Source organism: Nonomuraea antri (genome assembly GCF_013283785.1).
In the GTDB taxonomy this organism is placed as follows: domain Bacteria; phylum Actinomycetota; class Actinomycetes; order Streptosporangiales; family Streptosporangiaceae; genus Nonomuraea; species Nonomuraea antri.
Window position 1 is genome coordinate 21,198 of sequence record NZ_JABCPZ010000068.1, and the last position, 23,316, is coordinate 44,513.

20 protein-coding genes and 1 riboswitch are annotated in these 23,316 nt (G+C 71.7%); of the genes, 14 read left to right on the forward strand and 6 right to left on the reverse strand.

The features are described from left to right. Window positions 1-16 precede the first annotated feature (16 nt). Window positions 17-1,186, reverse strand: coding sequence for a DUF6716 putative glycosyltransferase (locus tag HII36_RS22860; RefSeq protein ID WP_173525273.1), 1,170 nt, complete (start codon window positions 1,184-1,186; stop codon window positions 17-19). Beyond that, window positions 1,183-2,139 (reverse strand): hypothetical protein, encoded by a 957-nt coding sequence (locus HII36_RS22865; RefSeq protein ID WP_173525274.1) that lies wholly within the window; start codon window positions 2,137-2,139, stop codon window positions 1,183-1,185. The genes HII36_RS22860 and HII36_RS22865 overlap by 4 nt, the downstream gene beginning before the upstream one ends. A gap of 97 nt (window positions 2,140-2,236) precedes the next feature. Here HII36_RS22865 and HII36_RS22870 point away from each other — a divergent pair, with 97 nt between their 5' ends. The 3 genes from HII36_RS22870 to HII36_RS22880 all read left to right on the forward strand — a co-directional run bounded on the left by HII36_RS22870 (window position 2,237) and on the right by HII36_RS22880 (window position 4,996). Then, window positions 2,237-3,058: an aldo/keto reductase gene (locus HII36_RS22870; RefSeq protein WP_173525275.1), complete on the forward strand. Its 822-nt coding sequence runs from the start codon at window positions 2,237-2,239 to the stop codon at window positions 3,056-3,058. An 18-nt stretch (window positions 3,059-3,076) separates the two neighbouring features. After that, entirely contained in the window at window positions 3,077-4,033 is a 957-nt protein-coding gene (locus HII36_RS22875; RefSeq protein ID WP_217369834.1) for a Gfo/Idh/MocA family protein, read from the forward strand. Window positions 4,034-4,149: 116 nt separating this feature from the next. Continuing rightward, a riboswitch (cyclic di-AMP (ydaO/yuaA leader) is annotated at window positions 4,150-4,291 on the forward strand. Window positions 4,292-4,303: 12 nt separating this feature from the next. Next, window positions 4,304-4,996: a CHAP domain-containing protein gene (locus tag HII36_RS22880; RefSeq protein WP_173525276.1), complete on the forward strand. Its 693-nt coding sequence runs from the start codon at window positions 4,304-4,306 to the stop codon at window positions 4,994-4,996. 142 nt (window positions 4,997-5,138) lie between these two features. On the opposite strand, the gene HII36_RS22885 is transcribed toward HII36_RS22880, so the two are convergent. Further along, window positions 5,139-5,975, reverse strand: coding sequence for a maleylpyruvate isomerase family mycothiol-dependent enzyme (locus HII36_RS22885; protein ID WP_173525277.1), 837 nt, complete (start codon window positions 5,973-5,975; stop codon window positions 5,139-5,141). A gap of 44 nt (window positions 5,976-6,019) precedes the next feature. Beyond that, window positions 6,020-8,107 carry an NAD-dependent DNA ligase LigA gene (ligA, locus tag HII36_RS22890; protein WP_173525278.1) on the reverse strand — a complete coding sequence of 696 codons (2,088 nt, stop codon included), beginning with the start codon at window positions 8,105-8,107 and terminating at the stop codon, window positions 6,020-6,022. A gap of 114 nt (window positions 8,108-8,221) precedes the next feature. On the opposite strand from ligA, the gene HII36_RS22895 reads away from it, so the two are divergent. From HII36_RS22895 to HII36_RS22905, 3 genes are all read left to right on the forward strand, one after another. Continuing rightward, a complete protein-coding gene (locus tag HII36_RS22895) occupies window positions 8,222-8,653 on the forward strand; it encodes a YciI family protein (protein WP_217369840.1) in 432 nt (143 codons plus the stop codon). A gap of 133 nt (window positions 8,654-8,786) precedes the next feature. Next, entirely contained in the window at window positions 8,787-9,983 is a 1,197-nt protein-coding gene (locus HII36_RS22900) for an RNA polymerase sigma factor (RefSeq protein ID WP_236003770.1), read from the forward strand. 85 nt (window positions 9,984-10,068) lie between these two features. Then, a complete protein-coding gene (locus HII36_RS22905; RefSeq protein ID WP_173525281.1) occupies window positions 10,069-11,469 on the forward strand; it encodes a cellulase family glycosylhydrolase in 1,401 nt (466 codons plus the stop codon). 9 nt (window positions 11,470-11,478) lie between these two features. Here HII36_RS22905 and HII36_RS22910 read toward each other — a convergent pair whose 3' ends face one another. Further along, on the reverse strand, window positions 11,479-12,261 hold the full coding sequence (locus HII36_RS22910) for an alpha/beta fold hydrolase (RefSeq protein WP_173525282.1): 783 nt from the start codon (window positions 12,259-12,261) through the stop codon (window positions 11,479-11,481). 351 nt (window positions 12,262-12,612) lie between these two features. Here HII36_RS22910 and HII36_RS22915 point away from each other — a divergent pair, with 351 nt between their 5' ends. Genes HII36_RS22915 through HII36_RS22945 form a run of 7 tightly spaced genes read left to right on the forward strand, consistent with a single transcriptional unit; the run spans window position 12,613 to window position 20,119 of the window. Then, window positions 12,613-13,953 carry an ABC transporter substrate-binding protein gene (locus tag HII36_RS22915; protein ID WP_173525283.1) on the forward strand — a complete coding sequence of 447 codons (1,341 nt, stop codon included), beginning with the start codon at window positions 12,613-12,615 and terminating at the stop codon, window positions 13,951-13,953. Between the two features lie 54 nt (window positions 13,954-14,007). Further along, a complete protein-coding gene (locus tag HII36_RS22920) occupies window positions 14,008-14,964 on the forward strand; it encodes a carbohydrate ABC transporter permease (protein WP_173525284.1) in 957 nt (318 codons plus the stop codon). Next, a complete protein-coding gene (locus HII36_RS22925) occupies window positions 14,961-15,791 on the forward strand; it encodes a carbohydrate ABC transporter permease (protein WP_173525285.1) in 831 nt (276 codons plus the stop codon). Before HII36_RS22920 ends, HII36_RS22925 begins: the two co-directional genes overlap by 4 nt. Then, window positions 15,788-17,197, forward strand: coding sequence for a GH1 family beta-glucosidase (locus HII36_RS22930; protein WP_173525286.1), 1,410 nt, complete (start codon window positions 15,788-15,790; stop codon window positions 17,195-17,197). The genes HII36_RS22925 and HII36_RS22930 overlap by 4 nt, the downstream gene beginning before the upstream one ends. Continuing rightward, window positions 17,178-18,176 (forward strand): LacI family DNA-binding transcriptional regulator, encoded by a 999-nt coding sequence (locus tag HII36_RS22935; protein ID WP_173525287.1) that lies wholly within the window; start codon window positions 17,178-17,180, stop codon window positions 18,174-18,176. Before HII36_RS22930 ends, HII36_RS22935 begins: the two co-directional genes overlap by 20 nt. Window positions 18,177-18,230: 54 nt before the next feature. Continuing rightward, window positions 18,231-19,073, forward strand: coding sequence for an aldose 1-epimerase family protein (locus HII36_RS22940; protein WP_173525288.1), 843 nt, complete (start codon window positions 18,231-18,233; stop codon window positions 19,071-19,073). Window positions 19,074-19,123: 50 nt separating this feature from the next. Then, complete coding sequence (locus tag HII36_RS22945; protein WP_173525289.1) at window positions 19,124-20,119, forward strand: phosphotransferase family protein; 996 nt, start codon at window positions 19,124-19,126, stop codon at window positions 20,117-20,119. Here HII36_RS22945 and HII36_RS22950 read toward each other — a convergent pair. Then, window positions 20,063-22,312: a M64 family metallopeptidase gene (locus HII36_RS22950; protein WP_173525290.1), complete on the reverse strand. Its 2,250-nt coding sequence runs from the start codon at window positions 22,310-22,312 to the stop codon at window positions 20,063-20,065. The two genes, HII36_RS22945 and HII36_RS22950, sit on opposite strands and share 57 nt — an antisense overlap. Before the next feature lie 77 nt (window positions 22,313-22,389). On the opposite strand from HII36_RS22950, the gene HII36_RS22955 reads away from it, so the two are divergent. Beyond that, on the forward strand, window positions 22,390-23,316 hold a 927-nt coding region (locus HII36_RS22955), incomplete at its 3' end, for a LysR family transcriptional regulator (protein ID WP_173525291.1).

The following is a 23,316-nucleotide window of genomic DNA, read 5'->3' on the forward strand; positions in this document are numbered from 1 at the left end:
TGGCCGCCCGCGAAGGTCAGGTCAGGGCGCGGAGGTAGCGACGGACCCGGCGCTTGGCGCGGTAGCCGGCGCGCAGCATCGTGGGCGGCACCTCCACCCGCAGTCGCGCCCGCCGCCGGGCCGCCGCGTGTTCTGGGCCGTCCAGCAGCGACCGGGCCGGGACCCGGGGACGGGAGATCACCAGCCCGGCCAGCAGCCCCGCCCAGTCGTTCCGCTCGGCGGCGTGGAAGTAGTTGGCCGCGCACCAGCCCGCGGAGGCCGTCCTGAAGTCGCCCTTGGCCAGGTCGTCGAGGGAGCCGAGCAGGTCGCTGCCCTCGAACACCAGGTTGATCATCTCGGCGCTCACGCCGAAGTCGGCGAGCACCAGCGACGGCACGTCCATGGCGATGGCCTCCAGCGCCGCCGTCGAGCTGACCGTGACGAACCCGGCCGCCTGCGCGAGTTGGTCGTGCATGGAGCCGGTCGCGAACGTCAGCCGGCCAGGCTCGCCCATCTCCCGCCACAGCCGCTGGTAGTGGTGCCGTTCGTTGTGGGTCTGGCGTTCGTCCTCGAGTGCGCGCAGTTTGACGACCACGTCCAGGTCGGGACGGCGGTCGGCGAGCGCGGCCAGCGACAGCAGGACGCGCTCGCGGTCGGGACGCGCGGCCGGCACCTTGGCCTGCGTGGCGAACACCACCCGCGATCCGCCGCCCGAGCCGGCCTGCGGGCGCAGGAACGGCAGCCTGGCCAGCCCGATCGCCCCTCCCCCGCCCAGCTCGGCGGAGATCCGGCCGAACTCGGCGGCCTCGCGCTCGCTGTGCACCACGAACAGGTCGCAGCCGCTGCGGAACAGCCACGCCTTCTCGGTGGCCGGCACCGAGATGCCGGGCAGCCCGGTGACGAACACCGGGCGCGGCCGCAGCCCGCGCAACACGTCGGCGACCAGGACGTCCACCACGGGCCCGGTGCAGGCGACGAGGATCACGTCGGGCCGCAGCCGCTCGGCGGCGCGCCGCAGCGCCCTGGCCGACAGCACCGGGGGCAGTGCGTCCCCGTCGCGGACGGCGGCGGCGATCTGCTCGGGGGACGGCGCGATCGGGGTGCGCACCACCACCAGCTCCGTCACGCAGCCCGCGGGCAGGTCGCCGAGGAGGCAGGCCGCCCACTTCAGATACGAGTCGGAGTCGGCAACCGCCAGCACTCTCACCCGGTCACTCCTGTCAGATGCGAGCTCAAATGCGAGCGCAGCGCGGGGGCCGCGCGGCTCGTCCACCAGTCTTCGGGCACGTCGACGGGTTCGACGGCGACGCCGCGCGGGCTGAGCAGCACCCGCAGCGAGGTGATCGCGGTCGAGGGGAGGCTGAGCACGCGCTGGCCGGGGTCGAGGCCGCGCAGCGTCAGCTCGGCGGGCACGCCCTCGTCGTGCACGGTGATGCCGGGACGCTCGCGGATCAGCGCCAGGTCCACCGGGTCCTCGCGGCGGTGCGGGTAGTAGGCCACCGGCTCGCGCGCGGCCAGGTCGGTCAGCCAGCGCAGGTACTGGTCGCGGTGGACCAGGCCGTTCCTGACCAGGGAGGTGCCGAGCACGACCGTGCGCTCGGCCGGCACCTGGGTGCTGATCGGCTGGGCGCGCAGCCAGGCGAAGTCGTGGCGTACCAGGTCGACGCCGGCCCGGCGGACGGCGGCGGCCAGTTCGTCGGTGACGGGCAGCGCGGTGAAGACCGTGACCTTGCTCAGGCGCAGCCTGAGCGCCGCCGCCAGGCCGAGCGCGCGGCGCAGCCGGCCGGGCCGGGCGCGGGCCCGCAGCAGCGGCCGGTACGGTCCCGCGGCCAGCAGTTCGAGCAGCCGGATGGTGGCCAGCCCGTCGTCGACGATGACGATACGGCCCGGGTTGGAGGTGAGCCAGCGCATCTGGACCTTGCCGGAGAAGGCGTCGCCCACGGCCCGGACGCGGGAGGGCATGCGCTCACGCGGCGCGGCCAGCTCCAGCCCGCCGGGCAGAGTGAGCGCGCGCAGCTCGCGCCGGGTGACCCGCAGCGCGCGCAGGCCGGCGCGCGGCACCACCTCGGTGGCAGGGCCGAGCAGCCCCGCGTGGTGGGCCTCGACGGCGCACAGCATCTGGAGCGGGGACTCCACCCAGGCCGACGCCTGTTTGACCACTCTTGTTCCCCCAGCCGGGTGATGGCCCGTTCACGACCGCTTCAAGGTAGCCCCGCCGCTTTACGGCGCCAGAAACGACACGTGAACAATGGAGGTTATGAACTCGCTCATGCTGAACACTGACGGCGTGCAGATCCCCCAATTGGGATTCGGCGTCTTTCAGGTGCCCGACGACGAGGCCGAAAGAGCGGTGTCGGCCGCCCTGCAGGCCGGCTACCGGCACATCGACACCGCGATGATCTACGGCAACGAGGAGGGCGTCGGCCGGGCCCTGCGCGGCTCGGACGTGCCACGGGAGAAGCTGTTCATCACCACGAAGTTGTGGAACTCCGACCACGACCGGGCCGAGCGGGCCTTCGACGAGAGCCTGGCCAGGCTGGGCCTGGACTACGTGGACCTGTATCTGATCCACTGGCCGGTCCCCGCGCAGGACAAGTACGTCCAGGCGTGGCAGGCGCTGCGGTCGATCCACGCCGACGGCCGGGTCAAGGCGGTCGGCGTGTCGAACTTCACCGCCGAGGGGCTGACCCGGCTGATGAACGAGACCGGGGTAATGCCGTCGATCAACCAGATCGAGCTGCACCCGTACTTCCAGCAGCGCGAGATGCGGGCCTTCCACGAGGCCAACGGCATCCTCACCGAGGCGTGGAGCCCGCTCGGCCAGGGCAAGGGGCTGCTCGCCGACCCGGCGCTGACCGTGTTGTCGGAGAAGTATCACCGCACGCCCGCGCAGATCGTGCTGCGCTGGCACCTGCAGCTCGGCAACGTGGTGATCCCCAAGTCCGTCACGCCGGCGCGGATCAAGGAGAACATCAGCGTGTTCGACTTCATCCTCGACAGCGAGGACATGGCCGCCATCGGGGCCCTGAACAGCAACAAGCGTATCGGGGCGGACCCGGACACGATGAACATGCTGTAGGCGGTCTACGATCTGCGGGTGCGAGAATTAGCATGGGGAATCGCGGCGACGGGCGGGATCGCGCGGACGGTCGGCGCGGCCATCGTGGCGGAGCCGGGCATGCGGGTGGCCGCGGTCGGCTCTCGTGATCTGGGCCGGGCCGCGGCGCTGGCCGCCGAGCTGGGCGCGCCGGCCGCGTACGGCAGCTACGCCGAGCTGTGCGCCGACCCATCGGTCGACGCCGTCTACGTGGCCACCCCGCACGCCCAGCACCTGGAGGTGGCCGCGGCCGCCATCGCCGCGGGCAAGGCCGTGTTGTGCGAGAAGCCGCTGGCCGCGACCGTGGCCGACGCCGAGCTGATGGTCAAGCTGGCCCGCGAGGCCGGGGTCTTCCTGATGGAAGCGATGTGGATGCGGTTCAACCCGCTGATCCGCATGCTGGCCGCCGACCCGCGCTTCGGCGAGATCCGCTCGGTGCACGCGAGTTTCGGCTTCACCGCGCCCTACGACCCGGCGCACCGGCTGTGGGCGCCCGAGCTGGGCGGCGGTGCGCTGCTCGACCTGGGGATCTACCCGTTCGGGCTGGCGCAGCTGCTGCTCGGCATGCCCGCGGAGATGCGGGTGACCGGCTCGCTGGCGCCCAGCGGGGTGGACGCCGAGGCGGCCGGGGTGCTGGCGTACCCGGGGGGCCGCTGGGCGCTGGTGGAGACCTCTTTGCGCGGGGATTACCCGAACCGGGCCAGCGTGGTGGGCACGCACCTGCGGGCCGACATCGAGGCGCCGTTCTGGGCGCCGGAGCGGATGGTGCTCAGCGGGCCGGGGCTGGAGCGGCCGGAGGAGCACGTGCTCGACCCGGCCGACAACGGGTACGCGGGTGAGCTGCGCGAGGTGCGCGACGCGCTGGCCGCGGGCCGCACGGAGAGCGCCGTCATGCCGCTGGACGAATCCCTGGCCATGATGGGGCTGCTGGCCGACGCGAGGCGCCAGATCTCCTAGCGATAGATAACCGGATTTGCCAGCTCTTGCCTCATGTATTACCTTGTGGGCAATCACGCGGCAGATGTCCGGTTTATCCGGATTTGTCCAACCATCGCAAGACACATCACAGGATCGTCCTGTGACCGCTGAATCCGCCCGCAGGGGCAGAACCGGGGACCCACCGTCCTTTGGGGTGAATCGGCACACTACGTGCCGTAGGGCAGCTTCCACGTCCGAACCCGTCAGCTAACCCGGTAAGCGGCATGGAAGCAAGGAGCAATCCCCTCGATGGCCAAGCACCGTCTCACCCGTGCCCTGAAGTCCGACTATGCCCGCGTCGCCATCGGCGCCGGCGTCATCGCCTCCGTATTCACCCCGATCGCCGCCACCGCTGACACCGTCCAGACGCTGTCGGTGGCGCAGCAGAGCGCCGCGAACGGCGCCCAGACCGCCGTCCAGGCCGCAAAGCCCGAAGAGGCTCAGGTCAACGTCACCGCCCAGCAGGTGCTCGAACTCGCCAAGGCGCAGGTCGGCACCTCCGAGAACGCCCAGGGCGGCGGCACCAAGTTCCAGCAGTGGTACGCCGCCTCGCCCCGCGCGCTCGAGACCGTCGCCCGCGACGGCGGCAACCCCCGCGCCTACCTGAACGCCGCCTGGTGCTCGATGTTCGTCTCCTGGGTCGGCGAGCAGACCGGCGCCCGCACCCAGGTCGGCTGGGACGCCTGGACCGTGGCCCACGCCAAGTGGTTCTCCGCCAACGACCGCTGGGGCAGCGAGGCCAAGCCCGGCGCCGTGGTGTTCTTCAACTGGCGCGGCAGCAAGAGCATCAGCTCGGTGCAGCACGTCGGATTCGTGGTCAAGGACAACGGCGACGGCACCATCTCCACGATCGAGGGCAACACCGGCAACGGCAAGGTCGAGGAGCGGACCCGGCCCAAGTCGCAGGTCGTCGGCTACGGCTACCCCAAGTACGCCGCCTGACCCCCAAGGATCGCCACGAGCGCGCACTCGCCCCGGGTGCGCGCTCGTCCCGTTCGCGCCGGCCAGTGGACGAGCCGGTCAGTAGACGAGCCGGTCAGTAGACGAGCCGGTCAGTAGACGAGCCGGTCAGTAGACGAGCCGGTCAGTAGACGATCGACACGATGTGGCAGACGGCCGCGCCGAGGCGTTCGTCCCCTTCCAGCCCGGCCCGTTCCAGGGCGGTCTCCGGCTCGATCCCGCGCGTGCACAACAGCCAGGCCGTCTCCGGGTCGAGCCGCACCACCGCGGCCGGGGTCCCCGCGGGCGCGGGGGCGAGTGACCAGCGGCCGTTCCCCGCGGTGACCGTCCAGGTGCCGCCGCCCGGGCCGTCGACGTCCACCCGCACCTGGACGCCGTCCTCGGCGGGCGTGTCGCGCAGCGTGTGCGGCAGCGCCCGCATGAACGTGTCGAGCACCAGGCCGAGCGCCGCCGGGTCAGGGTCGGTGCCCAGCCCGGTGGCGTGCCTGATCTGCTGGCGGTGCGTCCAGTGCTCGGTGAACTCCCTGGCGCAGTCGAGCCACAGCGGCGCGGGATCGACCCCGGCCCAGTTGACCCCGAGCGCGGGGGCGTGCGGGTCGGAGGTGCGGAACAGCTCCGCGATGGCGGCCCCGGTCAGCTCCAGCGTGTCCGTCAGGGCGCGCGGGCTGAGCCTGGCGCAGGCGTCCACCCATTCCTGGTTGGTGCGGTGGATGTAGGCCGCCAGGCCCTCGCCAGGCAGGAAGGGCGGCCCGTCGCGGTGGCCGTCGCGCTGCATGGACAGGCGCGCGTAGTCGTCGCCGAGCAGGTGGGCGGCCACGTCGCGCACGCTCCAGCCGGGGACGGCCGGCGACCGCCAGCCGCCGGGCGGCAGCGCGCGCAGGTCGCCGAGCAGCGCGGCGCGCTCGGCGGCGAACCTGTCACGCGCGTCGATCACGGGCCCCAGCCAGGAGAAATCCGTCATCCGCCCGATACTCGCAGCGCCGGGCGGGGCCGGGCAAACAGGTTTCACAGCATGTCGGCCACCAGGGCGGCGAACTCCTCCGGCGTGGCGATGCGCACGCCCAGGCTCTCCGCCTTGGCCCGCTTGGACCCGGCCTTCTCCCCCGCCACCAGCAGCGAGGTCTTGGCCGACACGCTGGAGGACGCCTTGCCGCCGGCCCGTTCGATCAGCTCGTTCATCTCGTTGCGCGACAGCGTCTCGAGCGGGCCCGACATCGCGCCGGTGACGACCACGGACATGCCGGTCAGCGGCAGCACCACGCTCACCACGGCCTCCCCTTCCGCGACGGCCGCGACGGCGGCGACCTCGGCCGGGACGAATCCCGGCTCCTCCATCGACACGCCGGCCGCGACCAGCTTGTCGATGAGGACGGCCAGCTCGGTCAGCTCGGCGACCACGACCGGCGCCTTCTCCGGGCCGATGCCCTCCACCGCCTGGATGGCCTCGGCGTCGGCGGCGCGGATGGCCGCCATGGAGCCGAAGTGCCTGGCGATGCGGCGGCTCATCGAGCGGCCGGTGCCGCGCACGCCCAGCGCGCAGAAGACCCGGCTGAGCGGCCTGGTCTTGGCCAGTTCGAGCGCGGCCAGCAGCTTGTCCGTGCTGATCTCGCCCATGCGGTCGAGCCCGAGCAGCTGCTCGCGGGTGAGGAAGAACAGGTCGGCGAAGTCCTCGATCAGGCCGGCGTCGAGCATCTGCTTGACGCGGTTCTCGGCCAGGCCCTCGATGTCGAGCTGGTCGCGGCCGACGGCGTACTGGATGGAGGCGATCGCCTTGCAGGAACGGCCGAGCACGCAGCGCCACCGCTCCTGGCTGCGGTCGATCTCGCCGCCGCAGTTCGGGCAGACCTCGGGGATCGGGATGGGCCGCTCCTCGCCGGTGCGCAGGTGCACCACCGGCGCCTCGACGCGCGGGATCACGTCGCCCGCCTTGTAGACGACCACACTGTCGCCCAGCATGAGGCCGCGCCGGCCGATGTCGGCCACGTTGTGCAGGGTCGCCGCCTTGACGATGCTGCCGTCGAGCTCGACGGCCTCCAGCACGGCGGTGGGCGCGATGACGCCGGTGCGCCCGGTGTCCCACACCACGTCGAGCAGCTTGGTGATCTTCTCGGTGGCCGGCAGCTTGTAGGCCACCGCCCAGCGCGGCGCCTTGGAGCTGGTGCCCGCCTGCACCTGGTCGGCGGCCAGATCCGCCTTGACGACGATGCCGTCGATGCCGAACGGCAGCCCGGCCCGCGCCGCCGCGATCTCCTCGATCCTGGCCTGGATCCGCTCCACCTCGCTGGCCACGATGCCGGCGACCGGGGTGGCGGCGGTGGTCTGGGCGCCCTGCCCGGCCACCCAGGCCATGATCTCGCTGTGCGGCTGTTCGCGCAGGCGTACGGCCAGCTCGGAGGTGTCGCCGGGCATGGGCAGCGCGCCGTAGGCGAAGTAGGTCAGCTCGCACACGTACGGCCGCTCGCGGGTGCGCAGCGTGCCCGCGGCGGCGCTGCGCGGGTTGGCGAACGTGGTGCCGTCGTGGGCCTGGCGCTTGGCGCAGGCGTCCTCGAACTGGGAGGTGGTCATCATGACCTCGCCGCGCAGCTCCACCGTGACCGGGTCGGCCAGGCGATCGGGCAGGCCCACGATGGTGCCGATGGCGTGCGAGACGTCCTCGCCCTCTGCGCCGTCGCCGCGCGTGACGAGCTGCACCAGCCGACCGGCGCGGTAGCGCGCGGCGATGGCCAGGCCGTCGAGCTTGGGCTCGACGCTCCACTGGGTGACGGGACGGCCGAGCCTGCGCTCCAGCCCGGCGGCCCAGTCGATGAGCTCCTGCGCGCCGAAGACGTTGTCGAGCGAGAGCATGGGCGCGATGTGGCGCACGTCGCCGACCGCCGCTCCGCCGGCCACCTTGCCGGTGGGCGAGGTCGGCAGAACCTCGTCGGGGTGCTCGCTCTCGTAGGCCTGGATGCCGCGCAGCAGGCGGTCGTAGGCGTCGTCGTCCAGCGGCGACTCGCCGTTGGAGTAGTAGGCGGCGGACGCGTCGAGGGCGAGCTGTACGGCCTCGGCGTAGGCGGCCTGGTCGGCGAGAAGCGTGAGGGGTGCGTCACTCATAAAGGCATCATCCCGGACGACACCGACAATTCCCCAGGCCGAGGGGTGACGTAGTGGCAAGGTTGCGCAAAGAATGGCCTGTCCATCGAAGAGGGAGACCGTGACGTGAAGTTCATGATCGTCGGCAAGGGGAACGCGGAGACCGAGGCCGGGGTGCTGCCCAGCCAGGAGGTGGTCGACGCGATGCACGCCTTCAACGAGGAGCTGACCAAGGCCGGGGTGCTGCTCGCCGCCGAGGGGCTCTACCCCAGCTCGCGGGGCGCGCAGATCTCCTACAGCAGGGGCAGCGGCAGGGGCACGGTCATCGACGGGCCGTTCGCCGAGGCCAAGGAGCTCATCGCGGGGTTCTGGCTGATCCAGGTGAAGTCCAGGGAGGAGGCCCTGCAGTGGGCGCTGCGGGTGCCCATCGTCGACAGTGAGGAGGAGGGCATCGGGCTGGACGTCTGGCAGGTGTTCGACGCCTCCGACCCGATCGACGAGTCCCTGAGCCCGGCGGAGGCCGAGCAGGAGGCCGCGCTGCGCGAGCGTCTCAGCGACCCCTCCTGACCGTCACCGGTACGAGCCCGCCTGCCCGGCTTGCGAGGGGAGGCGGGCTCCTGGTGTCATGGGCCGCGTGACGGCTTCCCAGGCTCACCCGGCCCTTTCCCAGACGCATCGGGCGATCGAGGCGGTATGGCGGATGGAGGCGGCCAGGCTCATCGCCGGCCTGGCCAGGCTGGTGCGCGACGTCGGGCTGGCCGAGGAACTGGCGCAGGACGCCCTGGTGGCGGCGCTGGAGCAGTGGCCGGACGGCGGCGTCCCGAGCAACCCGGGCGCGTGGCTGATGACGGTGGCCAAGCGCCGCGCCGTCGACATGATCCGCCGCCAGGAGCGCTACGAGCGCAAGCTGGCCGAGATCGGCCGCCTGCTGGAGGACGAGGAGGAGGAGCCGCCGGACGTCGACGAGATCCAGGACGACCTGCTGCGGCTGGTGTTCACCGCCTGCCATCCGGTGTTGTCGACCGAGGCCCGGGTGGCGCTGACGCTGCGCGTGCTCGGCGGCCTGGCCACCGACGAGATCGCGCGGGCCTTCCTGGTGCCGGAGCCGACCGTGGCGCAGCGCATCGTGCGGGCCAAGCGCACGCTGGCCGACAAGCAGATCCCGTTCGAGGTGCCGCAGGGCGAGGAGCTGGCCGGGCGGCTGGCGTCCGTGCTGGAGGTCATCTACCTGATCTTCAACGAGGGTTACGCGGCCACGGCCGGCGACGACTGGATGCGCCCGGGGCTGTGCGCGGACGCGCAGCGGCTCGGCCGCGTGCTGGCCGGTCTCATGCCGAAGGAGCCCGAGGTGCACGGCCTGGTGGCGCTCATGGAGATCCAGGCGTCGCGGGCCGCGGCGCGGGTGGGGCCGTCCGGCGAGCCGATCCTGCTGCTGGAGCAGGACCGGTCGCGGTGGGACCGGCTGCTCATCGGCCGCGGGCTGGCCGCGCTGGAGCGGGCCGAGGAGCTGAGCGAACGGCTCGGCCCCTACGCGCTGCAGGCCGCGATCGCCGCCTGCCACGCCCGCGCGCTCGACCCCGTCGACACCGACTGGCCGCGCATCGCCGCGCTGTACGAGGAGCTGGCCGAGCTCTCCGGCTCGCCGGTGGTTGAGCTGAACCGGGCGGTGGCGCTGTCGATGGCCTACGGCCCGGCGGCCGGGCTCGACCTGCTCGACCAGATCGCCGGCGAGCCCGCGCTCCAGGGGTATCACCTGCTGCCGAGCGTCCGGGGCGACCTGCTGGTCAAGCTGGGGCGCCGGGCGGAGGCGCGGGCGGAGTTCGAGCGGGCCGCGGCCATGACGCGCAACGCCCGCGAGCGCACCCTGCTGCTGGACCGCGCCGCCGCCTGCGCCTGAGCCGGACATCGTTAGGCGATCGTAATATGAGTCTTGTTCATGTTTGTCTATCGTTCCCATCACCCCCCACTGATGGAGCACGCCGATGCGGATCCGAACCAGACACGCCCTCGCCGCCCTGATCACGCTCGTGACGCTGGTCCTGCCGCTCGCGCCGCCGGCATCGGCGGCCTCCGGCACGCCCGGGTTCGGCAAGCTGACCACCGCGGACGGCCGCACGTACATCACCGACGCCAGTGGCCGGGTGCTGAACCTGCGCGGCTTCAACGCCGGCAAGTGGGACACCGACCGCCTGCGCGAGGACGACGTGCGCGCCCTGGCCGGCAAGGGCTTCAACCTGCTGCGCCTGATCGTGCAGTGGTCGGAGATCGAGCCCGAGCGCGGGAAGTACAGCCGGGAGTTCCTCGGCTACATCGACCGGGTGCTGGGCTGGGCCGACCGCCACGGCGTGTACGTCATGATCGACATGCACCAGGACGTCTTCGGCCCCGCCTTCGGCCACAGCGGCGCGCCGGAATGGGCGACCCGCACCGACGGGCTGCCGTTCGACCCCGAGCCCGGCAACTGGTTCAACGGCTACTTCACCCCGGCCGTGCAGCGCGCCTTCACCCACCTCTACGACGACCCCGACCTGCGCGCCGCCCAGGTGGAGATGTGGCGGACCCTGGTCAGGACCGTGCGCGGGCACCGCAGCCTGCTCGGCTACGACCTGTTCAACGAGCCGTTCGGCGAGTTCAAGCCGGGCGAGGACCAGGTCACCGCGTCGGCCAGGATCGAGTCGACCCAGCTCTCGGACATGTACGACCGGCTCATCGCGGCCATCCGCCCGCTCGACCGGCGCTCCTGGATCTTCGTGGAGCCGACCGTCCTGGTCGGCTTCGGCGTGCCCACCGCGCTGCGGCAGTTCGCCGACGACCGGGTCGGCTACGCCCCGCACTTCTACGACACCAACGTGGAGAACACCGGCGGCGACTGGGACCGGAACCCGCAGTTCATCACCGGCTACGCCGACGCCATCAAGATCTACCCGACGGCCGGCCGGATGCCGGTGATCGTCGGCGAGTGGGGCCCGCCCAACACCCGCACCCCGGGCAACCGGGCGCTGGTCCGCGCCCAGGTCGACACGATGAGCACCTGGGCGGCGGGCTGGGCGATGTTCTACTGGTGCCGTTCGGCCACCGGCGGCTACTGCGCGCTCGACCAGAACGGCGAGGCCGCGCCGGGCGCCGAGCCCGCCTTCGGCCCGTACGCGCCGTCGGTGGCCGGGGTGCCGGTCGCCGAGACCTACGACCCGGCGACCGGGGTGTACACGCTCAGGTACCGGCCGGGCGGCGGGCGCACGACGCTGGTGTCGGTGCCGTTCGCCAAGTACGCGGTCGGCGTCTCCGGCGCCAGGTGGCACCGGCACGGACGGGACGGCGACCTGCTCCAGATCGTCGCGCACGGCCGCGCGGCGGAGGTCGTCGTCACCGTCACGAAGCGCTGACCACCCGTTTCAGCCGAGCAGGGCGGTGATCGCGTCGGCCAGGTCGGCGGGCTCCCACCCGTGATCCTTGCCGGGGATCTCCGCCCGCTCGGCCCTGGCCAGCGACGCCACGAGCGCGTCGGCCGCGGCGTGGAAGAACGGGAACGCCGCCGAGCCGAGCAGTACCGTGACAGGCACGGTGACCTGCGACCACAGCCGGGCCCAGGGCGCGGACTGCGCCCAGGCCAGCGCCTCGGCGTCGGCCCGCACGCTGGGCGCCATCCGCTCGAACAGCGGCCAGTGCGGCCCGGTGCGCATGCCCTCGAACCACTCGGGCGGCATGCCGGCCATGAACCTGCGCAGCGTGCCCTCCCGGTCCCCGGCGGCGGCCAGTCCCTCGATCTCGGCGAGCAGCGCGGCGCCGTCGGCGCCCTCCTCCTCGCCCAGCGGCACCTCCCACAGCAGCAGCCGCTCGACGCCGGGCAGCGCGGCGGCGGCCGCCAGCGCGATGAGGCCGCCGGACGAGCTGCCGTACAGGGTCGCGCGCCCGCCGACGGCCCCGACCAGCGCGCGCAGCGCCGCCACCTCGCCGTCGAGCGTGAAGGGCGGCTCGCCGCCGCTGTCGCCCCTGCCGGGCCGATCGTAGTGCACGACGTCGAAGCCCCGGCCGGCCAGCTCGGTGGTCAGCGCCCGGGTGGCCGGATCGACGGCGCGGAACTGCCCGGCGCCGCCGATGAGGACGATCGGCCGGCCGCCGCCCTCACGGTCGTAGGCGATCTCGACGCCGTCCGCGGTCGTGACGAACTCGGTCATGTGTCTCACTCTCCATCGTCGGGGGTCGTCCGTGGAGACTCCGGGCGGGGGCGGAATTCATCGCCGCGCGCCCTCGTCCGGGTGCCATAACAGGCAGTCAGGCCGCGGGTGCGGGTGAGATGCACACGAAAGTGATGGGAGCGCTCCCAAACGGCCTTTCGCCCTACTTGCTGCCCTGAAGTCCCAGTTCACCTCACAAAACCGCCGTATCGGTAACGGTTGGGTTTCGGTGGATTGACGGGCAGGGGCAGCAAGTGCACCCTTTGTGGGAGCGCTCCCAAGAACTTCCCACCGCGGCCGGAGCGTGCGCCGCGGTGCACCTCCCCCACATCACCCGAGAAGGGGTCCACCATGATGATCAGCAAGCGTCGCGGTCTTGCCGCGGCCTCCGTCCTGGCCGCGGCGGCGCTCACCGTCGCCTCCTGCGGTTCCGGCGGAACCCCGTCGGCCAGCGCCCCCGCCTCGTCCGCCGCCGCTCCGGCGGCGCCGGTCACGATCCGGGTGCAGGTCTTCGGCGGCGGTTCCAACTTCGGCTACAAGAACGCCATCGAGAAGTGGAACGCCGAGCACAAGGACATCCAGATCAAGGAAGAGCGCCTGTCCGACCAGTTCGAGCAGCAGTACTGGCCGCAGATGATCCAGTGGCTGCAGGCCGGCAACGGCGCGGGCGACGTGGTCGGCATCGACGAGGGCGGCATGGGCCTGGCCAAGGCCCGCCCCGAATGGTGGGTGGACCTCAAGGAGCACGGCCTGGAGAGCCGCAAGGCCGACTTCCCCGCCTGGAAGTGGGAGAACGGCGTCGCGGCCGACGGCAAGCTGTTCGGCCTGGGCACCGACATCGGCGGCATGAGCATCTGTTACCGCGCGGACCTGTTCAAGAAGGCCGGTCTGCCCTCCGAGCGTGACGAGGTCAGCGCGCTCTGGCCCACCTGGGACGACTTCATCAAGGTCGGCCAGCAGTTCCAGGGCAAGGTGAAGGACAGCAAGTTCACCGACGGCACCAACACGCTCTACCAGGTGTACCTGTACCAGGAGGCGGCCAAGAACGGCAACGTCACCTACTTCGACAAGGACAACAACCTCATCGTCGACAAGAACCCGGCGGTGAAGAGCGCGTTCGACTTCGCGCAGAAGATGACGCAGGCCGGGCTGACCGCCAAGCTGCGCAACTTCACCGACGAGTGGGCGGCGGGCACCCAGAAGGGCGCCTTCGCCACGCTCGGCTGCCCGTCCTGGATGCTCGGCGTGGTCAGCGGCAACGCCGGCGACGGCGGCAAGGGCAAGTGGGACGTCGCCTCCGTGCCCGGCGGCGGCGGCAACTGGGGCGGCTCCTGGCTGGCGGTGCCCAAGCAGACCAAGCACCCGAAGGAAGCGGCGATGGTCGCCGACTACCTGACCCAGGCCACCACCCAGGCCAGCGTGTTCACCGACTTCGGCAACATGCCGAGCAACACCAAGGCCCAGGCCGACACGACCGTGCAGGGCGCCAAGAACGAGTACTTCAACGACGCGCCGATCGGCGACATCTTCGCCAAGTCGGCCTCCAGCCTGCAGCCGGTGTTCCTCGGCGTGAAGCACGCCCAGGTCAAGAACGCCATCGAGTCGGTCATCCAGGGCATGGACGACGGCTCGGTCGCCCACGACAAGGCGTGGCAGCAGCTCATCGACGACGCGGTCAAGGCCGCGGGCTGATCCCTCGCCCGGCCCGCCACGAGCGGGCCGGGCCCTGTCGTCGAAAGGTCTGCCATGAGCATCGACACCCTGCCGCGGGCGGACAGGCCCAGCCGCCGCCGCGCCCGCCCGCCCGGCCGTCGCTGGAGTTCGAGATTCGACCTCAAGGCGATGCCGTACGTACTGGTGTCCCCCTACTTCATCCTGTTCGCCGCCTTCGGGTTGTTCCCGCTGGCCTTCACGCTCTACTACTCGCTCTACGACTACGACCTGACCGGCACGACCGAGTGGGCCGGGCTGGGCAACTACGCCGAGCTGCTGGCCGACGCGGACTTCTGGAACGCCGTGGTCAACACGGTCGGGATGTTCGTCCTGGCCACCGTCCCGCAGTTGCTGCTGGCCCTGTTCCTGGCCAACGCGCTGAACAAGCGGATCAAGTTCCGCCTGGCCATCCGGATGAGCGTGCTGCTCCCGCTGGTGACCTCGGTGGTCGCGGTCGCGATCGTGTTCACCCAGCTCTTCGCCCGCGACTGGGGCCTGGCCAACTGGGTGCTCGGCTGGTTCGGCGTCGAGCCGATCAACTGGCGGGCCGAGCGGATCCCGTCCTGGATCGCCATCGCCCTGATGGTCGACTGGCGCTGGACCGGCTACAACGCGATCATCTTCCTGGCCGGCATGCAGACGATCCCGAAGGACCTGTACGAGGCCGCGGCGATCGACGGCGCCTCCCGCCGGCGCCAGTTCTGGCAGATCACGCTGCCGATGCTGCGCCCGACCATGATCTTCGTGGTGCTCAACTCCACGATCGGCGGCCTGACGCTGTTCTCCGAGCCGACCACGTTCTACAACGGCAACGTCGACGGCGGCTCGCAGGGCCAGTTCCAGACAGTCGCGATGTTCGTGGTCAAGCAGGGCTTCCGCGAGTTCGACTACGGCTACGCCTCGGCCGCCGCCTGGCTGCTGTTCCTGCTCATCCTGATCGGCGCGCTGATCAACTTCCTGTTCGTCCGCCGGCTTGGAGGCGCCAAATGACCAACTGGTCGCCGACCCTCATGACCAGGGTCATGCTGGCGCTGGCCATCATCATGTCGGCCTTCCCGCTGTACTGGATGATCGTCATCGCCTCGCGGACGAACTCCGACGCCGTCTCGGTGCCGCCGGCGCTGCTGCCCGGCGGGAACCTGGGCGAGAACATCGCCGCGGTGCTGAGCAACGAGGACGCCCACTTCCTGCTCGGTCTCACCAACTCCTTCATCGTCTCGGCCACGGTCACGATCTCGGTCGTGATCATCTCCACGCTGGCCGGGTTCGCGTTCGCCAGCCTGCACTTCCGCGGCAAGAACGTGCTGCTGGTGCTCATCCTGCTGACGATGATGGTGCCGCTGCAGCAGATGGGCGTGGTGCCGCTGTACCGGCTCATGGTGAGCCTGGAGTGGACCGGCACGCTGACCGCGGTGATCCTGCCGTACCTGCTCAACGCGTTCGGCGTGTTCCTGATGACGCAGTACACGCGCCAGGCCGTGCCCGGCGAGCTGGTCGAGGCGGCCAGGGTGGACGGCGCGGCGACCATGCGCATCTGGTGGAACGTGGTGCTGCCCGCGGTGCGCCCCGGCATGGCGGTGCTCGGCATCAACACGTTCATGTTGCTCTGGAACGACTTCATGTGGCCGCTGATCGTGCTGACGCCCGACAACCCGACCGTGCAGATCGCGATCACCAATCTCAACGCGAGGTTCTCCACGAACTACACGCTGATCTTCTCCGGGACCCTGCTGTCCATCATTCCGCTCGTTGCTGTGTTCGTGATGTTCGGCCGCCAGATCGTCGGCGGCCTCATGGAAGGTGCGGTCAAGGCGTGACGACTTACGAGGAGCAGACGCGGGCCGGGCTGCGCTTTCCCACCGGCTTCACCTGGGGCGCGGCGACCTCGGCGTACCAGATCGAGGGCGCGGTGGCCGAGGACGGGCGCGGCACGTCCATCTGGGACACCTTCACCAAGACGCCAGGGCGGGTGGTCGGCGGCGAGAACGCCGACGTCGCGATCGACCACTACCACCGCTACCGCGAGGACGTGGCCATCATGGCGGAGCTGGGCCTGAGCGCCTACCGCTTCTCCGTGTCGTGGCCGCGCGTCCAGCCGGACGGCTCCGGCGCGATCAACGCCAAGGGCCTGGACTTCTACAAGCGGCTGACCGACGAGCTGCGCGGGCACGGCATCGACCCGTGGCTGACGCTCTACCACTGGGACCTGCCGCAGGCGCTGGAGGACGCGGGCGGCTGGCCCAACCGTGACACGGCCTACCGCTTCGCCGACTACGCGGCGGCCGTGCACGAGGCGCTCAAGGACCACGTGCACACCTTCAGCACGGTCAACGAGCCGTGGTGCGCCGCTTTCCTCGGCTACGCCTCGGGCGAGCACGCCCCTGGCCGGCGCGAGCCGGGGAACGCGATCAGGGGCGCGCATCATCTGCTGCTCGCGCACGGCCTGGCCGTGCAGGCCATGAACGCCGCCCGGGTGGGCGGCTGCGTGAACCTGTACCCGGTCGCGCCGGCCACGAACAGCGAGGCGGACGTGGACGCCGCCCGCCGCATCGACGGCCTGCAGAACCGGTTCTTCCTGGACGCCCTGCTGACCGGCGCCTACCCCGAGGACGTGATCGCGGACCTGCCGGTCGACTTCGGCTTCGTCCAGCCGGGCGACATGAAGACCATCGGCTCGCCCATCGACGTGCTGCTGGTCAACTACTACAGCCGCTACCTCGTCTCCGGCGCCCCCGGCGGCCGCGCCTCGGCCTCGGCTGCGCCCACCGAGACGGCCTCGCCGTGGGTGGGCAGCGAGCACGTGTCGTTCCTGCCGGGCGGCCACCCCGTCACGGCGATGGGCTGGGAGGTGGACGCCAGCGGCCTGACGGAGATCCTCGCCCGGGTGGCGCGGGAGTACCCGCCGATCCCGATGGTGGTCTCGGAGAACGGCGCCGCCTACGAGGACGTGCTGGTCGACGGCCGGGTGCACGACACCGAGCGGCGCGACTTCGTCGAGGCGCACCTGCGCGCCTGCCGCGACGCGATCGACGCCGGCGTCCCGCTGGAGGGCTACTTCGCCTGGTCCCTGATGGACAACTTCGAGTGGGCCTGGGGTTACGACAAGCGCTTCGGCCTGGTCCGGGTCGACTACGAGACGCAGGAACGCGTGCTGAAGGACAGCGCGCGCTGGTACGCCGAGATCATCCGGCAGAATAGGCGCCATGAACCGACCGACTCTTGAGGCAGTCGCGGCTCGGGCCGGGGTCGGCCGGGGCACGGTGTCGAGAGTCATCAACGGCTCGCCGAACGTCAGCGCCAAGGCCCGCGACGCCGTCCAGAAGGCCATCAGGGAGCTGGGCTACGTGCCCAACCGGGCGGCGCGCGCGCTGGTGACGCGCCGCACCGACATGGTGGCGCTGGTGGTGTCGGAGTCGCAGCTGCGGGTGTTCGACGAGCCGTACTTCGCGGGCACGATCCGCGGCATCGGCTCGGCGCTGTCGGAGACCGGGCTGCAGCTCATCCTGGCGATGGCGCGCACTCCGCAGGAGCACGAGCGGCTTGAGCACTACCTGACGGGGCAGCACGTCGACGGCGTGCTGCTGCTGTCGCTGCACGGCGCCGACCCGCTGCCCGGGCGGCTGGAGGAGATGGGCGTGCCGACCGTGCTCGGCGGCCGCCCGGTCGGCCTCGACCCGTACAGCTACGTCGACGTCGACAACCGGGCGGGGGCCAGGCAGGCGGTCAAACACCTGCTGGGCCTCGGCCGGGCCCGCATCGCCGCCATCGCGGGCCCGCAGGACATGGGCGTGGGCGTCGACCGGCTGGCCGGCTACCGCGACGCGCTGCTGCCGTCGGGCCTGCCCGAGCTGGTGGCCTTCGGCGACTTCTCCGAGGAGTCCGGCGCGACGGCGATGGCCGAGCTGCTGGCCGCGCATCCCGACCTCGACGCGGTGTTCGCCGCGTCCGACCCGATGGCGCTGGGCGCGATGCGGGTGCTCAAGGCGGAGGGCCGGGCGATCCCCGACGACGTGGCGATCATCGGCTTCGACGACTCCAAGGCCGCGATGCACGCCGACCCGCCGCTGACCACGGTCCACCAGCCGAGCGAGGCCATGGGCAGGCAGATGGCGCAGCTGCTGGTGGCCCGCATCAACGGCGAGGAGCTGCGCCAGCCCGTGGTGATCCTCGACACCCACCTGGTGCTCCGCGAATCCGCCTGACCAGCCGATATCCTGACCCCGAACCCCCGGCAACCGATCGAGAGGACCTTTGTCGTGCCCCAGCTCGCCGGCGGCGGCTACACCGCGCAGATCAGCCCGCGTGGCGCCGCCCTCAGAACGCTCAAGCACGGCGAACGCGATCTGATCACCAGCTGGCCCGAGGGCGGCCCGGTGCCGTTCTACGCGGGCACGATCCTGGCCCCGTGGCCGAACCGGGTGGGCGATGCCCGCTACACCTTCGAGGGCGAGACCCACGAGCTGGAGGTGACCGAGCCCGGCCGCGGGCACGCGCTGCACGGGCTGGTCGCCGGCGTCGACTGGGAGGTGGTGGAGTGGCTGCAGACCGAGGACGAGCACGCCTTCGCCCGCCTCGCGCACACCATCGACCACGCCAAGGGCTACCCGTTCAAGCTGGAGCTCGAGGTGCTGCACCGGCTCGACGCGAGCGGGCTCACCACCACCGTGACCGCGCGCAACACCGGTGACGCCGACGCGCCCTACGGCTGCGCGCCGCACCCGTGGCTGCTCGGCGACGACCTGCACCTGCCGGCGTGGGAGGTGCTGATCCCCGACGAGCGGCTGCTGCCCAACACGCTGGAGAGCGTGGCGGGCTCGCCGTTCGACTTCACCGAGCCGCGTTCGGTGGCCGGGGTCGACGTCGACCACGCCTTCACCGCGCTGGAGCGGGGCGAGGCCAGGGTCGGCGGCGTGCGCATCTCATGGGACCCGCGTGTGCTGCCCTGGGTGCAGGTGTGCACGGGGGCGCAGCTCGGCTACGAGGGCGTGGCCGTGGAACCGATGACCTGCCCGCCCGACGCGTTCAACTCCGGCACCGCGCTGGTGGTGCTGCGCCCGGGCGAGGAGCACGAGGCGAGCTGGACGATCAGCGCCGCCTGAGCCGGCCGGCATCCGGGCCGGCCGCCGCAGCGAGAGACGAGGTTCCCCCCGTGGACAGCAGGACGAAGCGCCGCTTATCCCCCGCCGAGCTCGACGACCTGGCCCGGCGCGCGCTCGGCGCGGGCGTGTGGGCGTCGGCCGAGCTGACCGACGGCTTCGCGAACGCGGTCTGGCGGCTGACGCTCGACGACGGCCGGGAGGTGGTGCTCAAGCTGGCGCCGCCGCCCGAGCTCGACCAGCTCAGCTACGAGCGCAACCTGCTGCGCATGGAGGCCGCCGCCTACGGGCTGGCCGCGGCGGCCGGGGTGCCGGTGGCCGAGCTGCTCGTGGCCGGGTTCGACGATCCGGTGCTCGGCGGCGACTACCTGCTGCTCGGCGCGCTCGACGGCGTCTCGTGGAACGACGTCAAGCCCGAGGGCGAGGCCGGGCTGCGCCGCGAGCTGGGCCGCCACCTGGCCAGGCTGAACGGCGTGACCGGCGAGGTGTTCGGCTACCCGCACGCCGGCATCACCGGCTCGACCTGGCGCGAGGCGTACCTGGCGATGGCCGGGGCGCTGCTCGGCGACACCGAGCGTTACCCGACGCCGCTGCCGCGTCCGGCCGCCGAGATCATGTCCGTGCTCGCCGCGGCCGCCCCCGCTCTCGACGAGGTGACGACGCCGCGGCTGGTGCACTTCGACGTGTGGGCCGGCAACGTGTTCCTCGACCTGTCGGGGCCGCCGCGCATCCAGGCCATCATCGACCACGAGCGGGCGTTCTGGGGCGATCCGCTGGCCGAGTTCGTCACTCCGACGATCTTCGGCGAGCTGAGCGAGGACGACCCGTTGCTGGCCGGGTACCGCGAGGTGACGCCGCTGGAGCTGACGCCTGCCGCGCGGACCCGGCTCGATCTCTACCGTGCCTACCTGTATCTGATCCTGCTGGTGGAGAACGGGCCCCGGCAGTACCCGGAGTCCGAGTACGCCAGGGTCCGCGATCTGGCCACCGCCTCACTCACCGCCGTGCTGGACCGCCTCGTACGCCTTGCCCTTGGGGCCCGCGGCTAGCGTCCCGCACTGGCCGGTGCTCGCGCCGGTCACCCGGTTCGGCACGTCCAGGTCGGCGGGCGCGGGCGTGTTGCCCGAGCAGGCGAGCGCGCCGCGCACCGACGAGCCGGACATGATCGCGTCGCCGTTGCCGCTCAGCACGGCCGCGCCGCGCAGATCGGCGCCGACGACGGCGACCCCGGAGCTCCTGACGACGCTGAGCGCGCCGTCGAGCCTGGTGTTGAACAGCTGGACGGCGGCCGCCCCGGTGGCGCTGAGCGTGCCGGAGATCCGGCCGCCCTGGACCACCAGCGACGCCCCGGCACGCACCGTGACCGGGCCGGTGACGTGCGCGTCCTTGAGGCAGGTGACGCCGGAGGAGACCGTGAGCGGGCCGCGGTGCGCGCCCGTGACGGTGGCGGTGCAGGCCGGCGGCGGCGCGATCGTGGTGACCGTGAAGCTCTTGGCCTGGCCGTAGTTGCCCGCCGCGTCGATCGAGCGGTACTCGATCGTGTGCCTGCCGCGCGGCAGCTTGCCGTACGTCAGGTGGTCGATGACCGTGCCTTCCTCGGTGAACGTCCAGGGGAGTTCGGAGGAGGTGGGCCAGCCGAAGTAGTTGAACCAGCCGTCGCCGTCCACCCGCGACTCCGACACCACGTAGCCGTCGCGGTCGTCGGCGCCGGTGAGCTTCATCGAGAACGGGCCGTTGTAGACGTAGGTGTCGCCCGACCTGACCAGCGGCTCGGACAGCTCGTAGCCGGTGGTGGGCGCGCTGGCGTCGATCTGCCAGGTGAGCGTGGCGCCGCCGAGCGCGGCGGTGAGCGTGTGCGCGCCCGGCGCCAGGTCCGCCTGGCTCAGGTCGACGTCGCCGTCGGTGTCGGCCAGCGGCTTGCCGTCCAGCGTCCAGGTGACGGCGGGGACCTCGGCGGCCGGGTGGGTGGTCTCGACGTAGACCACGTCGTCGCGGCCGAGCGGCCGGTCGGTCGGCGTGGACGACACGAAGCCGGGACGCACGCCGTCCTGCGGGGTGGTCAGCGTGGTGTCGACCGTCCAGGTGCGGGTCCTGGTGATGGCCGCGCGGACGGCCGGGTCACGGACGAACTCGGACGGGTCCGACACCGTGGCCTTGACCGTGTGCGTGCCCGGGGAGAGCCCGAGCGTGCGCAGGTCCAGGCTGTCGGCGTCGCCGGGCAGGTCCTTGCCGTCGACGTTCCAGGTGGTGGTCAGGGTGTGCGAGACCGGGCGCATCGGCTCGACCCAGAGCACCCGGTCGGCGCCGACGGGCGCGGCGGTGGGCGCGGAGTCCTGGATCACCATGGTCTTGGCGGTGATGCGCTGCACCATCACCTCGCGGCTGACCTGGTCGAAGTAGTAGCCGAGCGTCTTCATCATGGAGTGCTTGCTGGGCCGCCACACGCCGGTGGTGGTGTAGAGGCCGCCCTCGTAGCGGGCGATCGGGCCGCCCGACTCGCTGTCGTCGCCCAGCCAGCGCCACCACTTCTTCTGCTGCTCGCGCATCTGCTGCTCGGTGAGCAGGCTGTGGTGCGCGCTGTTCGGCTCGGGTCCGGTGTAGTGGCCGCCGGGGACGCCGCGCTGGTAGTAGTCGTACTCGTCCTGCAGCCCGCCCAGCGAGTGGCCCAGCTCGTGCGGGCTGATCAGCGCGGACATGGCGTTGCTGCCCGAGGCGGTGGCGTACGAGCCGCCCGCGCCGCCGTAGGTCTCGCTGTTGCCGATCGCCAGGATCTGCCGGTTGCCCGACACGGTGCCCGCGACCATGTTGGCGTAGCGGTTGGCGGCGGCGTTGTCCATGGTGATGAGCCGCTGGACGCTGTTCGGGTTGCACTGCCCCCAGAAGCCCATCTTCAGCGGGGTGGTCTTCCTGGGCGAGGTCAGGTCCGGGTCGCAGCTGATGCCGGACTCACCGGAGACGATGTCGATCCGGTAGACGTTGATGTAGTTGCGGTACGACTTGAACGGCTCGATCGACCACATCACGTTGAGGTGCCGGTCGGCGTCGGCCCGCCACCGGGCCTGCTCGGCCTCGGTGTAGCCGTCGCCCATGAGGATCAGGTTGAACCGCTTGGCGGGCACGCCGGTCACCTGCACGGGCACGACGGTGGCGTCGCCGGGGGCGGCCGCCGCCACGGTTTCCGCCTCGGCGGTCGGGACATATAACACTGCTGCGGCCAGCACCAGGGCCGCGAATCTACGCATGCCATGCACTATCTGCCGCGGCCGTCCGGCAGTCTCATCCCATAAGGGCATAACTCCGGCGTGATAGCTTCTGCCAAATGCAGCTGGAGCTCAGGCATCTACGAACGCTCCGCGCCATCGCCGACCAGGGCAGCGTGACGAAGGCCGCGGCCGCGCTCGGCGTGTCGCAGCCCGCGCTCACCGCCCAGCTGCGCAGGATCGAGCACCTGCTCGGCGGCGCCGTCTTCACCCGCGACCACCGCGGCGTCGCGGCCACCGCGTTCGGTGAGTTCGTGCTGGCCAGGGCCCGCGTGGTGCTGGCCGGCGTGGACGACCTGCTGGCCGCGGGACCGTACGAGCTGGCCGGGCAGGCGGTACGGGTGGGCAGCTTCGAGAACCCGGTCGTCGTCACGCTGGTCGCCAACCTGGCCGGGGCGATGCCGGAGGCCAGGATCACGTTGCAGACCGAGCACTTCGTCCGGGTGCTGGTGGACATGGTGGTCAACGGGCGGCTCGACGTGGCGCTGGTCGCCGACTACCCGGGGCACGAGCTTCGTCCGCATCCGTCGCTGGGGTTCGGGGTGGTGGCGGTGGAGCCGGTGTTCGTGGCGCTGCCCGCCTCGCACCCGCTGGCCGGGCGGGCCGAGGTGGAACTGGCCGACCTGGCCGGCGAGCCGTGGGTGCTGCCGCCACCCGACGGGATGGGCTGGCCCGAGCACCTGCTGGAGGCCTGCTCCCGCGCCGGTTTCACACCGCGCGGACGCTACCAGCTGGTGGAGGCCGGGGTACGGCGCGAGCTCATCGCCGCCGGGCACGCGGTGTCCGCCTGCCAGGCCCTGCACGACCCCGGGCCGCGGGTGGCGGTCCTGCCGCTGCGCGGCAACCCGCTGTGGATGCGGCAGGTGCTCATCTGGCGCTCGTCGTTCGCGGCGCACGCGCCGGCGCTGCTGGAGAGCGCGCGGGTGGCGCACGCGGCGGTGGCGGCGCGAAGCGCGGCTTACACCACCTGGACCACCCGCTACGGC

Coding starts and splice junctions, on each gene's coding strand:
- HII36_RS22920 (WP_173525284.1), top strand. CDS start 14,008: ATGAGCATCGACACCCTGCCGCGGGCGGACAGGCCCAGCCGCCGCCGC.
- HII36_RS22880 (WP_173525276.1), top strand. CDS start 4,304: ATGGCCAAGCACCGTCTCACCCGTGCCCTGAAGTCCGACTATGCCCGC.
- HII36_RS22885 (WP_173525277.1), bottom strand. CDS start 5,975: ATGACGGATTTCTCCTGGCTGGGGCCCGTGATCGACGCGCGTGACAGG.
- HII36_RS22870 (WP_173525275.1), top strand. CDS start 2,237: ATGAACTCGCTCATGCTGAACACTGACGGCGTGCAGATCCCCCAATTG.
- HII36_RS22895 (WP_217369840.1), top strand. CDS start 8,222: ATGATCGTCGGCAAGGGGAACGCGGAGACCGAGGCCGGGGTGCTGCCC.
- ligA (WP_173525278.1), bottom strand. CDS start 8,107: ATGAGTGACGCACCCCTCACGCTTCTCGCCGACCAGGCCGCCTACGCC.
- HII36_RS22950 (WP_173525290.1), bottom strand. CDS start 22,312: ATGCGTAGATTCGCGGCCCTGGTGCTGGCCGCAGCAGTGTTATATGTC.
- HII36_RS22910 (WP_173525282.1), bottom strand. CDS start 12,261: ATGACCGAGTTCGTCACGACCGCGGACGGCGTCGAGATCGCCTACGAC.
- HII36_RS22905 (WP_173525281.1), top strand. CDS start 10,069: ATGCGGATCCGAACCAGACACGCCCTCGCCGCCCTGATCACGCTCGTG.
- HII36_RS22935 (WP_173525287.1), top strand. CDS start 17,178: ATGAACCGACCGACTCTTGAGGCAGTCGCGGCTCGGGCCGGGGTCGGC.
- HII36_RS22915 (WP_173525283.1), top strand. CDS start 12,613: ATGATGATCAGCAAGCGTCGCGGTCTTGCCGCGGCCTCCGTCCTGGCC.
- HII36_RS22900 (WP_236003770.1), top strand. CDS start 8,787: ATGGAGGCGGCCAGGCTCATCGCCGGCCTGGCCAGGCTGGTGCGCGAC.
- HII36_RS22925 (WP_173525285.1), top strand. CDS start 14,961: ATGACCAACTGGTCGCCGACCCTCATGACCAGGGTCATGCTGGCGCTG.